This is a genomic window from Acinetobacter sp. YH12142 (genome assembly GCF_013418435.1).
Taxonomy (GTDB): Bacteria; Pseudomonadota; Gammaproteobacteria; order Pseudomonadales; family Moraxellaceae; genus Acinetobacter; species Acinetobacter amyesii.
The window spans coordinates 1-11,500 of sequence record NZ_VPCB01000032.1 but is presented as its reverse complement, the minus strand read 5'-3'; the positions used below and the strand labels follow the sequence as shown (position 1 = coordinate 11,500).

The window sequence follows — 11,500 nt, the reverse complement described above, 5'->3', positions numbered from 1 at the left end:
GCATAACTCCTGTCGTGCCGCCGATCCTTGTGCGATTATTTATTTTTATTCTGCGGAACGTCCTGTTCTCTTATGACTTCATGATATTGAATACAAGGGGTTATGAATATCCGCAAAATCCCTAAATCCATGTGCGCTCAGGCGTACAAAATTGGTGGATTTTTATCCCGAGAGTTGTCCGCAGAAATTGGGGATAATTTAAGCCAGCGCTGGCTTGATAACGCAGAGAAAAATGACAATTTGATTAAATATTGATCAATTTTATTGGCAGAATATATCAAAACTGAACATAAAAAAGCCGACTTGTTTCCAAGTCGGCTTTTCGGGTTTGCGCCCCCGATTTTTTATAGCATAACTTTTTGAAATATAAAACTATTTATTTTGCATTTCGTATAACGCCCATTATGTTAAATAAGATTGATTAAGCGTTTATCTGTATTAGTTTCCATACGCATTGCTGATATTCTTGTAGTTGCATCAGGTCATGTATGTTGATTGGATGAGGTAGAGAATCACCATCTTCTAGTAATATTTCAATATGCTCTTCAGCTGCTTCTATAGCATTTATTATAGCTGTTTCTATGGAATCCCCTACAGCATTACATCCATATAATGATGGAAAATATACTGCATATGGAGTTCCATTCGATAAATCAATAGCTATGGGTAATAGCATTCAAAGCCTCATTTTTTTGTGGTGCAGTCTTAGCAAGTATTGTACGTTTATTTAAATTAATATGAGCCTGTTTAAAAATACTTTTAACTGTTCCAATTGGTAAGTTCTTATTGGGATGAGGAATCGTAACGATACCTTGAATCAAATGATGTTTGAAGTGATGATGACTTCCTTTAATACGTCTGATAAACCATCCATTTTCTAAAATTAATGCTATTAGATCAGAGCTATTCATTTTCATTCTCCTAGCCTTAGCAAGTACTCATCTTAAAAATAAATGTACTTACCAAAGCCAAATTTATTGAACCCTATTTGTTTAATGTGTCTTTGATTACAACAACTACAATCTCAGCTACTACATCAATTAACTTATCCCACATGATAAAGCTCCCATATTTATGTTATTTAAAAACTTTTTTAACAGCTTCTTGAACAACAGCTGCAATCACGATACGTACTAAAAAATCCATAAATTTATTCCTGGTATTTGTGTTTCTAAAGCAGGACATGCTTTGTTGATTCATATATAATCACATTGGTTTCTTATTAGTCAACACATTTTTAAAAAAATAGTAAACTTTTTTATTTTTTATGAGTAAACAAATGTAATTGTTTTTCCGAAACTAAAGTGTATTATTAGTAGAAACCTGACAGTGAGAAAATTCTAGTGAGATATAAGTCAAGTGTTCCTATTCAAGTTGTAATTGGTGCAATCATCACTTTCCAGAGAAATGCTTTGGGAATTACCCAAACTCGGTTTTCTGATTTATTAGGATGTAGTAAGTCCACTCTTTCCAAAATTGAATCAGGAAAAATCACACTTGGTATAGATAACCTATTGTTAATTATTAGTTTATTAAATTTAGATTTATTGAAATTTTCTTCTGCTCTAAAAGTTAGTGTTAATGTTCTTCATCAAGAAGGTGTTTACGTTTTTAATAAAAAAGATATTGAAAACAAATCATTAGATGGAATTAATTTAGCTAAGTTAGAGACTTTTTTTGAGGATTAATTAATATGCCATTACCATGGTTAATAATTTCTGCTGCCAGTGCTGCTGCCACTGCTGCTGCAACAGTATCTCGTACCACTACTGAAGAAAGAGTCTTTGAATTAGATATTGATCAAACAAAGAATCTTATTTCAACACTCCAAAATTTGAAAAAAAATGGAAGTATTAATTGTGCTCTATCTATCGAATCTGATGGATTGGGGATAGGTGATGAACTCGAAAAGCAATTAGAAGACTTACCTATTTTAAGTACTCAAGAGGTTATAGATAAATTAACGCCTCATCTAAATAAAGCAATTAAGCCGTTGAAAAAGGAAGTTAAAGAAATGGTTACTATGAAAAAATCATTATTTTAAGAATTTCTAAAATTAACATAATACACCTTATACGAAATGCTGTTTATTTCTCATTAATTTTCAGTATATTAGAGTGAGCCGTTCTGGAGTATAGGGCACCAGAATGGCTTTTTATTGATTATTCATGTTCCACGACTACTATTTGATCAATGTTCCACGACTTTATTCATTTTACTTAAACAATCTTGGTTAATCATAGGGTCTAAAAAACCGACTCCAAAAGCCTCTTTTTTCTGGTTCAGGCTCAACATGCTCTGGAACTGGAATACGTTTGTTCTCGATTACTTCAGGTTCTTTAGGTGGCATTGCTATCACCTCTTCTTTTGCTCCTGTCGCTTGTTCGGGCTGTACCGATCCATGATCACCAGATTGAGTGATCTGGGGTTTTGGTGCTTCCAATAGACGTTGCATCGTTTCAATTTGGTTCTGATAAAAAGACTCGCGGTCTTTGGCATCATCAAGCTGACTTTTCAGCATGTCTATTTGCTGTCTAAGCAGTAAAAATTCTGCCGAATTTGGACTGTCTACTTTTACAGACTCTTTTACATCTAGTTTTTTTGAAGGTTCACCAAAAACACGAATAGCTTCTGCCAGATCAATCTTATTTTCAGAATTTTTACTTAAAATTCCTTTCTTTATGTTGTTGTAAATCGTTTGTCTATTGATGTTGTAAAGCTTGGAAAGTTCAAGAACTGTAAGGGTTTTCATCCTGTAAACCTATGCCTAAACTTGTAAAAACTTGCTGTCTATTAGACTGTCTAATAGACAAATGATCAAGCTTAATTTTTAGGCAGATTGAAAACCAACTTTTTGAAGATAAGGAAATAATTCTTCAAATTTTTGAGCATCTTTTAGCATTTCTGCAATGCGTACAGCGAATTGTTCAAAGCTTTCTGTGCCTTGAGAATAGCTATTCATTTCAGGAAGTCTAGAAAGCTTATTTGCAAACAGATGACGTTGAGAATCGGTCATTTTAGAAAAGAAACTAGATGGACTCTTTGTATTAATTAATTTCGCAGACGCATTTCTTTTCTGTTTAAAAGTGAAAGAAAATCCTGAGATAGAACGCCCTTTTTTATGTTGTTCATATTTAGCTGTTATGTCAGTGAACTCATTTATTTGACTAAGTGCAAAATCTAAAACGTATGTTTTGAAATTACTCATAGTTTTGTATTGGTGAGCTTCAACTCCCAGTTGTTGTCTAAATAGAGCTATATCGAAAATAGGGGTTTTTCCTACGGATCGCCATCGAATTAATAATTCATAAAGCCGTATAGCATAAGAGCTAGTAAGTCGTGAAACCTGTTCTAACTCATATTTTGTGAAGTTTTCTTCCAACCTTGTAATAAGAGGAACAATATCCTGAGTAAATCTTATGAAAACAATCCCAGATTGAGGTTCATATCCTATTTTATCAACCCACCGACAATGGAAGCTACGATCCTTGCCTGTTTTAGGATTTACATCATGGTATGTGACATATCGATCAAATAAGCTTTTTGAGGCATCTCTAAGCACCGTATAGGCAGTATGCTTCTCAACATTGAAGGTATTGATATAGCTGCTTGCGTGTACTTCCAACAAGCTATTTTCTGTTATGCCACGTCCAGTCTCTCTTGCTTCAGAAATTGCTAACAATACTAAACGTTGCTCAACTGTATCTAAGGTATAACTTGCTTGGATCAATGCATTGTCTTTTACAACGAGTTTAGTCATTTATAGTATTTTCTTTATAAGCTAGGTCATAACATAGACTATTTAATTGTATTGTTCAATAGATTGATTTTCGTTTAATAAATCTTTTTTTATTAATATCTTATGTTTCTTAAATATACAGTTTAACTGGATAAAGAAACCTAGTTTAAAGAAGCACTAGAAGTAGTTTAATAGGGTCGATAAACCTAGTTTAATGGTTAGTTTAAAAAGCTTAGAGCAGTGGTTTAATCAGTTTAATAAGCTTGTTTTAACAGTTAGTTTAAAAAACATTAGTGAGTAGTTTGGAAAGATCAACAGACCTAGTTTAAATAAAGCTATGAATTGTTTTAAGGTCGATAAACCTAGCTTTAAGGTCGATAAACCTAGCTTTAACGGTCGATAAACCTAGCTTTAACGGTCGATAAACCTAGCTTTAACGGTCGATAAACCTAGCTTTATAACTTTTGAAACCCTTGATATAAAAGCATTACAAACCATTTAAAAGCATTTAAAAGCATTAAAATAATTAAAAGCACAAACCATAAAAAATTGCCCTTGGTTTTCGCTACGCTCAAACTCTATTGAACTTCGCTTACGCTCAGTTCGTCGGGGCAATTTTTAGCAAATACCGGGAATTAATTCTCTAAAAACAAGAGAAACTCGGAATTCGCTTCGCTCATGAGTTTTTTATGCTCGCTACGCTCGGTCTAGACTCAAATATTTTCAAGTGATTTTCTATTTTTGAGAATTTAAATAGTTAAAAACCTGTTTTTCAGGGAGTCTAGGCGCGACTTTTCATAGTGTCGCTCGTAGACACTCGCTTAAATCTATCGTGAATCGTCATATTTTGCGTTTTTAGCCCTATTAACATATCTTTGATATGAATCTCTTATTTTTAATTAAAGGGCCTTAAAATGCATTTAAGGCTCCTTTATCTTTCTTAATGTAGCCAGATGTATAGGCTCATCTGCGATTTGATATTGAGCCAGGGCATCAAGAAGCTTTGGTAACATCAAACATGCCTGAGTATAGTTTTCAGAGGATTTAAAAGTATCTTTAAATATCTTGGTATCTTTGATGAGATCATAGAATCTTTCGTTATGCACAATTTTAGATTTAACACTTTGAGGATCTAAGTTTTCACTTGATATCTCTAACTGTTCATAAGCTGCAAGAACTGCCCCGCCCAGTGCATATTTCAGTTGGTTTTCAGCATTTCTCTTTTTTTGAGCTTCGGTCAGTTCTTTTTTATTGTTTTGCAGTATTTCTCGGTGTTTTTCATCTTCTAAGCGGATTCTATTTTCTAATGCCGCCTTTTCAATTTTTTGGTAGGACTCAAGTGCTCGATCAAGACGGAAAAAAGTATCTTGGGTTAAATCTAATTTGAGTAGTCCAAGAATCTCAATTTCATTGGCCAAAAGAGTCTGCTGATTTTTTTGTTTAAGCTGGATGTTTTCAATCAGAACCTGTCGTTGTTGAAAGAGTCTTTTTTCTCGATCTACCGTTTTTAAAAGTGTGAGTTGTTGTTCTGAAAAAGGTGGGGCGGTTTCATCAAGTAGGTTGAGGGCGCGTTGTTGGTTTTTTTTGAGGAAGAGAAGGTTCTGTAAAAAAAACTTTAAATCCTCGATATCTTGATGAGAGAGATTTTTGCTTGGTCGTCCACGTGTAGCCATAAGAACCCCTTGTATAAATATGCAATTGATTGTATTGAGTATAACAAGTCGGATGCCGTATATTAATTAAAATAAATGTGGGAACATTTATTTTAATTAATAAGCTCGTTTCCGTGTTTCTAATTCGATATAATTGCGTAGTAATTATATCGAATTAGAAACACTACTCCTCGCGCTCCGCAGGCTCTGCGAGGCCTCCCCCAAAAAGGTGCTCAATGTTTTACTGCAATTTAGAACATGTTGTGAAAAAAGCAGTGCAAACCCAATCGGGTAAAACAAAAAAATCAGGCACTGCTAGCGGGAGATTTCACTACATCACGCGAACATTGCGTTTCGAGCGTCATAAAGAAAATATTCATGAAACCTTAGAGTTTGTAAGATCTGGAAATTTGCCAGACTTCGCCAAAGGTAATCCAGGCACTTTTTGGCAAGCGACAGATATGTATGAACGTAGTAATGGGCGTACCTGTTCAAGTCTTGTCATTGCATTGCCCAAAGAATTAACTGTAGAGCAACGAATTGAGTTGGCCGAAGCATTCATTGAAGAGTTTGCCGATCGCTATCGTTATCCCTTTACTTGTGCCATCCATAATCACCCAGGTTCATTTGGTGGTCAGGCACAACCGCATCTACATTTTATGTATAGCGAAAGACATGTAGATGGCATTGAACGTACAGCAGAACAATTTTTTAAGCGATATAACCCTAAAGAACCACAAAAAGGTGGGGCGCAAAAGCTTACAGCAGATGTGCTTGGGATGGGTAAAGGTCAGTTAAAGCTCTATCGAAAAAAGACAGAAGATCTGATTAATGAGAGTTTGAAACGCTATGCTCCAACTAAGATTCTAGAAATCAAAGGTATTCCAGTTGAAGTACCAGGCTTGGTCAGCTGCTTATCGAATGAGGATTACAACAAGAAGTACGGTACTCAGTTAAAAGATGTGCCGATCATGTTGAATAAAGTCCGTTTTGCGAAGGAAAACCAACCAGATTTGGTGGCTGAACGAGAGCAAATGAAGGCTGAAATTCAGCAGATCCGTGAGGAAAATCATTATGAATTGTACCAAACGTATTATTTAGCAGAACTTGCTCGTAGAAAGGCACTTGAAGCAGAACATAAGCAAAAGCTTAAAGATGAAAAACGTCAAAAAGAACAGGATGACAGAGTGAAATATTTAGAAGAAGCATTGATGCAACCAGCAACTGGAATCGATGATTTGTGCAAAAAAGATCGTTTACGTGCTGAATATTATGATTTAACACCGGTTAAAAATGATCTAGAGATTCTGCGTGAACGCGCTTTGGAAAAAATACAGCAATTGAAAGATCAGATGATTCAAAGCTTAAGAGACACCAATACAGTACAATCTCCTGATTTAATCCGTGATGAATTTTCAGCTTATATTGAAACTGTACAGAACGCAGGATTTGATCGAGTAACTAATTTACAGATGATCAATCAATTATTTTTAGATCTGAGTCATGAGGTGACGCAAGATCCACAGCATGTACTTCAGGATGTTTGTGCAGTAAGAGAATTTTTATTAGCGGGGAAATCTATTCAGACTTATGTAAAGACAAATGTTTTACAGAAATCTGAAAAAGAATCAGAGCAAAGTTATCGCTATGATGATCCATCTTTTTAAGATCAATGCCAAACACCTTTCAAAGCCTTATGTGGCAAGGGTTTTGTCTATAGTGTATTTAATGAATCACTTTTCAGACGCTCTACTCCAAAACACCTTTCAAAGCCTTATGTGGCAAGGGTTTTGTCTATACTGTATTTAATTTAATTTCTAAAAATGAAGTAGAGCGTCTGAAATATTAATGACTCCATTCATGTTCTGTTAGCACCGTAATTTCATCTGCATGTGCCGTATATTCATTTATATTTTCGAGCAATTCAGATTCTGAGAGCGAAATTTTTTTTTGATTTTCAGTGTCATTCACAACGTCATCTCCTGAGATGTTAGTTAGATCATCATAACCCAGGCACTTCTATTTCGGGGTTACATCTAAATTTCGTATAAGAGATTTTATGTTAAATCTTGATCCAAGCATGATTACAGATTGTAATGCTTTGGCTCAGGAAAAATTAGGCTTAAATGTTCTGGTTTAATCTTAAATAAGGGGCCTTTTTCACTTGTTTTACCTGTTTTATCTTTACGTTTAATTAAATGATCCATCGTAATGATTCCTTGTTCCAAAAGTACAAGGAATTGGCTTGAAACAGGGTTCTTCGTATGTGTGATTGATTTTAATGTAAAAAATTCATCACCATTTTCTATATCTGAATTAGCTTTAATCCAAAAAGTTTCGTGATGTTTTTCTAGCAATTTAGTTCTAAGAGTGTCTCCCAACCAACTCACTACTGGCCCATCTGTTATGTGTAATTCATTCAGTTGATCTTGCTCAAAATCGACCTCAAAGCCAAGACCTTGGGAATTATAACTATGTGTCTTAATCGTACAGTAAAGTTTTAAATCTTCACCACGTTGATAACCATATTTATCAACGATTTCCTTGCTACTTTTTAATGTACTGATCGACCAGTCAGGAACTTGAGCGAATAAATTTGTACGGTTTGAAATTTTATTTAAACGAGCTGCCTTTAGCTCGATCCCTTTATAATCGGGTAAAGGTGACGAGTTGATTGGAATACCCAAAGCATGTTCAATTGTTCTGCCTATAGCCGTATCATGCCGGCCTTGCATAATCGATTGTAATCGTCCTTTTTTGCTTAAGTTTTCTAATAGACCAAGTAACTCCATTGCTGTTGCTTCATAGTCTTGAATGATCTTATTTAAAAATTGGTTTTGAACTAGATCTAATTTTGAGATGTTAAACGCATATAAATCCCCTTTATCAATAACGAGTGCTAGTTCATCACCAGGGCTAGCCACATTTTTTAATCCATAAATCCAAATCCGTGGATCTCCTGATTTTGTTTCAGGACGATATAAGCTAACCTTTTGATCCTGAGAGTCTGTATCAGAGATAACCAATTGGCATGGTTTTAAAACTTTATAGTCAGTTCCTTGTTTTTGTTCAAAATAGTTATGATATTGATTTTCCTTTAGGTATGTTCTTAAAGATCCGACTGCATCCATAATGGACTTATTTAGGCCGGTTTGAGTAATGGATAACAAACCATAATCAATACCATTTTGAGCAAGATATTTTCTATTTTTTAATGAAAGTTCTGTTTGTTCTGTGCTTAGGTCAATTGGTGTTCGTTGATTCATCTTAAATTGTATAAATGCCTGGACTTTGGCTTGAGTGTACTTTAAAATTCCACGATATTTTAGACGTTAAGGCACTGTGGTTGAACTATATTGAGTTGTTTGCTGGTTGTGGTGGATTATCCCTAGGCTTAGAAGCTTCAGGGTATAACTTGATTATTGCTAATGAATTATCACCAATGGCAGCCGAAACTTTTGCTTATAATTTTTTTGATGAACATTTAGATGCACAGCATCTTGAACATACACTTTGGATTAACTCAAATTTTCCTAAAAATGAAATATCAAAAAGACTTAGAGAAAATCCTAAAACCTACCCACCTATCATGGATAGTGGCTTTAGTGATTTAGATCAAAATACCCAACTCAATAAAAAACTACTTGTTGGTAGTATTGTAGAACTCAATAAATTATTACAACAACAGCCTGAATTATTGAAACAAATACAGGATGAACATTTAGATGGTGGTTTAGATCTTGTTTCTGGTGGCCCACCCTGTCAAAGTTTCAGTCTGGCTGGATTAAGACAGTTGGGTAATGAACGAAATACTTTACCCTGGGAATTTGCCAAATTTGTGGAACTCACTCACCCTAAGTTTGTGCTTTTAGAGAATGTTTCTGGGATTTTAAGGGCTTTTAATACCGAAGTTGGACAATTCTATGCCTGGTATGAGGTTGCCAAGGCCTTTTCAAAGATCAATTACATTCCTTTATGCTTACATGTAAATGCTAAATATGCTGGCGTTGCGCAGAACCGACCACGTTTCATTCTTTTGGGTATCCGTGCAGATATTTATTCAGAAATAATTCAGAAATTAAATGAAAAAGAGCAAGAAATATTAAAACATAGTTATCAGTTTTTTGAGAAAGTTCAATTAGATACAGATTTAGAGTATGGGCATTTAAAATACTTTGATGTTGATAAGGACACAGCATTTTTTCATGATACTTTTCTAGAGCCGTTAATTGCTTACAAGGGAAAAGAGTTTTCCGTAGCAGATGCGATTCAAGACCTTTCTATCGAAAATAATCAAGAAAAATCTGAATATGTAAAAAAGTTAGATGCTCTGTTCAATCCTTTGCTGACTGCACATAAGGGGCTAAATAATTATGATCTTAGAGCGAATGGGATTCATGTCAAAAAGCGTTTTAAGTTATATCAAAATTTAAATTTGGTTTCTTCAAATACCAAAAAAGAGGTACAGCAGATTCTTAAAGGTTTGACGACTTTACTTTCTGATACTGCATTTAATGAATTAAAAAAATTAAGTTTTTTAAATGAAGATGGCCAAGCGACTAATTTTTCGAGTAAATATGAGTTGATAAAGTATTTACAGTTACATCAAACGAAGAAACAAACTCAAAAGGCTTTAGTTGCTAATCAACCAGCACCAGCAGCTTTATCTATTCCTGACGATGCTTGCCATTATTGTGATTTAAGAACACTAACTGTTCGGGAAATGGCTCGAGTACAGTCCTTTCCAGATAACTTTAAGTTTCTATCTAAAGTAACTACTGGTGGCCAAATGAGAAAGTTTGAAGTTCCTCAATACACTCAAGTTGGTAATGCTGTTCCACCCTTGTTGGGGGTTGCTTTAGGCTTAGTAGTTAAATATTTAATAAATTTGAAATAGTAGACTTCTTGCGTTAGTCAAATTTTAAGCAGCCGAAAGCTATATTTTATGAGATTTTAGCCAAGTCAAAAATTAGATAAAACTATATTTTAGCAAGAGGTCTTTTATTATTAATTTTTTCTAAAATCAACATATGACACGTTATAAGAATTTTAAAAATGGAGCATAAGGCTCCATTTTTATTGAGTTTTTTAATTTTTATGCCTGTAGGGATTACTCAGTATCAGTATAGGAAACTACTAAATCCATAAGTTCTTCTGATGGCGTACTGCAAAACTCACGTATTCTTTCAGCCACCGTTTGAGCACTTGTAAATTCTTCATCAGCATAATTATTGAAGTCAAAAAGGACTTCTGCCATACCTATTGGAAGATTTAACCCTGCTTGTAAAGCATCATAAGAATCGATATCTGAGTCACCTTGCCATTTCACAATAGCCATAGTGTATGGCGTACTTAATGGGTTATTCATATGCTCTTTGGTGATGTCCAAAGTGTCCATATAGAATCCTGCATCCTTCCACTTTGGTAAAGTCACAGCCCATCCAATAGCACAAGCAACCGTCTTACAGTCAGTGAGTAGTTGCTCATCACTTACGAAGCCAACTGAATCCTTAGATGGTCTTCTCCAAGTCCGAATATCAAATCTATTGGGATCAAGTTTGTCTAGGAAATCGGCTAATTCTAAGAGTAGATCTGTACGCATAATGTATTACCTTTAATTATTTTCAAGGAATTTCTTAGCATGACCTCTCTTCACCTCATTAATAATGTCTTCGGGAGATAGACCAGCTTTTTTTGAATGAGAAATCAGAGCTACTGTAATTGCTAAGTGCAGGGGAATCATGCCAGTACTTTTATAATTAGTAATGGAATTAGGGTTCATGCCAAGTAACGTTGCAAGATCTTTTATCGATAGATCCATTTCTAGGAGCGTCATTTGAAGCTCTGCGTAAGTCATACAGTGACTCCATTCTTTATTGTTCATATTTTAACACATATATAATGTGTATACACATTATATATGTGTTTTTACAACGGTTAGCAAATGAATGTTGTCGGTTTATTTTATAAGGTCTTAAAAATAAAAAAGCCCGACATCCTGTCGGGCTTTTTCGTATTGGTTCGCTTGGCATAACTCCTGTCGTGCCGCCGATCCTTGTGCGATTATTTATTTTTATTCTGCGGAACGTCCTGTTCTCTTATGACTTCA

Annotated in this window: 13 protein-coding genes; 4 read left to right on the top strand and 9 right to left on the bottom strand. The window is 34.7% G+C overall.

Translation table 11 applies throughout. From position 1 onward, the window contains the following. Positions 1–421: 421 nt before the first annotated feature. Both FTU77_RS15440 and FTU77_RS15435 read right to left on the bottom strand, forming a co-directional pair. Positions 422–676, bottom strand: coding sequence for a type II toxin-antitoxin system HicB family antitoxin (locus FTU77_RS15440; RefSeq protein ID WP_180056165.1), 255 nt, complete (start codon positions 674–676; stop codon positions 422–424). Further along, positions 654–911 carry a type II toxin-antitoxin system HicA family toxin gene (locus FTU77_RS15435; RefSeq protein WP_180056164.1) on the bottom strand — a complete coding sequence of 86 codons (258 nt, stop codon included), beginning with the start codon at positions 909–911 and terminating at the stop codon, positions 654–656. The genes FTU77_RS15440 and FTU77_RS15435 overlap by 23 nt, the downstream gene beginning before the upstream one ends. Positions 912–1,343: 432 nt before the next feature. Between FTU77_RS15435 and FTU77_RS15430 the strand changes: the two genes are divergently transcribed. Further along, positions 1,344–1,688, top strand: coding sequence for a helix-turn-helix transcriptional regulator (locus FTU77_RS15430; RefSeq protein WP_180056163.1), 345 nt, complete (start codon positions 1,344–1,346; stop codon positions 1,686–1,688). Positions 1,689–1,693: 5 nt separating this feature from the next. Then, positions 1,694–2,044, top strand: a complete 351-nt coding sequence (locus tag FTU77_RS15425) for a hypothetical protein (protein ID WP_180056162.1) — start codon at positions 1,694–1,696, stop codon at positions 2,042–2,044. A gap of 189 nt (positions 2,045–2,233) precedes the next feature. Here the strand turns inward: FTU77_RS15425 and FTU77_RS15420 are convergent, their stop codons facing one another. The 3 genes from FTU77_RS15420 to FTU77_RS15410 all read right to left on the bottom strand — a co-directional run bounded on the left by FTU77_RS15420 (position 2,234) and on the right by FTU77_RS15410 (position 5,412). Beyond that, positions 2,234–2,752: a plasmid replication DNA-binding protein gene (locus FTU77_RS15420; RefSeq protein ID WP_180056161.1), complete on the bottom strand. Its 519-nt coding sequence runs from the start codon at positions 2,750–2,752 to the stop codon at positions 2,234–2,236. A 78-nt stretch (positions 2,753–2,830) separates the two neighbouring features. Beyond that, positions 2,831–3,760, bottom strand: a complete 930-nt coding sequence (repM, locus tag FTU77_RS15415) for a replication initiation protein RepM (protein WP_180056160.1) — start codon at positions 3,758–3,760, stop codon at positions 2,831–2,833. Positions 3,761–4,659: 899 nt separating this feature from the next. Then, positions 4,660–5,412, bottom strand: coding sequence for a hypothetical protein (locus FTU77_RS15410; protein ID WP_180056159.1), 753 nt, complete (start codon positions 5,410–5,412; stop codon positions 4,660–4,662). 242 nt (positions 5,413–5,654) lie between these two features. Between FTU77_RS15410 and FTU77_RS15405 the strand changes: the two genes are divergently transcribed. Further along, positions 5,655–7,058, top strand: coding sequence for a MobA/MobL family protein (locus FTU77_RS15405; protein ID WP_373685830.1), 1,404 nt, complete (start codon positions 5,655–5,657; stop codon positions 7,056–7,058). A 178-nt stretch (positions 7,059–7,236) separates the two neighbouring features. Here FTU77_RS15405 and FTU77_RS16075 read toward each other — a convergent pair whose 3' ends face one another. After that, on the bottom strand, positions 7,237–7,362 hold the full coding sequence (locus FTU77_RS16075; protein WP_257223652.1) for a hypothetical protein: 126 nt from the start codon (positions 7,360–7,362) through the stop codon (positions 7,237–7,239). Between the two features lie 113 nt (positions 7,363–7,475). Beyond that, the gene (locus FTU77_RS15400; protein ID WP_032042725.1) at positions 7,476–8,657 is read right to left on the bottom strand and encodes an MvaI/BcnI family restriction endonuclease; all 1,182 of its coding nucleotides are present in this window, start codon (positions 8,655–8,657) and stop codon (positions 7,476–7,478) included. Positions 8,658–8,671: 14 nt separating this feature from the next. Between FTU77_RS15400 and FTU77_RS15395 the strand changes: the two genes are divergently transcribed. Further along, a complete protein-coding gene (locus tag FTU77_RS15395; RefSeq protein WP_218947364.1) occupies positions 8,672–10,288 on the top strand; it encodes a DNA cytosine methyltransferase in 1,617 nt (538 codons plus the stop codon). Between the two features lie 213 nt (positions 10,289–10,501). On the opposite strand, the gene FTU77_RS15390 is transcribed toward FTU77_RS15395, so the two are convergent. Beyond that, positions 10,502–10,993, bottom strand: a complete 492-nt coding sequence (locus FTU77_RS15390; protein ID WP_180056157.1) for a hypothetical protein — start codon at positions 10,991–10,993, stop codon at positions 10,502–10,504. Positions 10,994–11,005: 12 nt separating this feature from the next. After that, positions 11,006–11,248: a tellurium resistance protein TerC gene (locus tag FTU77_RS15385; protein ID WP_180056156.1), complete on the bottom strand. Its 243-nt coding sequence runs from the start codon at positions 11,246–11,248 to the stop codon at positions 11,006–11,008. Positions 11,249–11,500: the final 252 nt, after the last annotated feature.

Bases quoted from the DNA above. Each gene is read 5' to 3' on its own strand.
- repM (WP_180056160.1), bottom strand. From the start codon at position 3,760: ATGACTAAACTCGTTGTAAAAGACAATGCATTGATCCAAGCAAGTTAT.
- FTU77_RS15425 (WP_180056162.1), top strand. From the start codon at position 1,694: ATGCCATTACCATGGTTAATAATTTCTGCTGCCAGTGCTGCTGCCACT.
- FTU77_RS15385 (WP_180056156.1), bottom strand. From the start codon at position 11,248: ATGACTTACGCAGAGCTTCAAATGACGCTCCTAGAAATGGATCTATCG.
- FTU77_RS15410 (WP_180056159.1), bottom strand. From the start codon at position 5,412: ATGGCTACACGTGGACGACCAAGCAAAAATCTCTCTCATCAAGATATC.
- FTU77_RS15420 (WP_180056161.1), bottom strand. From the start codon at position 2,752: ATGAAAACCCTTACAGTTCTTGAACTTTCCAAGCTTTACAACATCAAT.
- FTU77_RS15440 (WP_180056165.1), bottom strand. From the start codon at position 676: ATGCTATTACCCATAGCTATTGATTTATCGAATGGAACTCCATATGCA.
- FTU77_RS15435 (WP_180056164.1), bottom strand. From the start codon at position 911: ATGAATAGCTCTGATCTAATAGCATTAATTTTAGAAAATGGATGGTTT.
- FTU77_RS15400 (WP_032042725.1), bottom strand. From the start codon at position 8,657: ATGAATCAACGAACACCAATTGACCTAAGCACAGAACAAACAGAACTT.
- FTU77_RS15390 (WP_180056157.1), bottom strand. From the start codon at position 10,993: ATGCGTACAGATCTACTCTTAGAATTAGCCGATTTCCTAGACAAACTT.
- FTU77_RS15395 (WP_218947364.1), top strand. From the start codon at position 8,672: ATGCCTGGACTTTGGCTTGAGTGTACTTTAAAATTCCACGATATTTTA.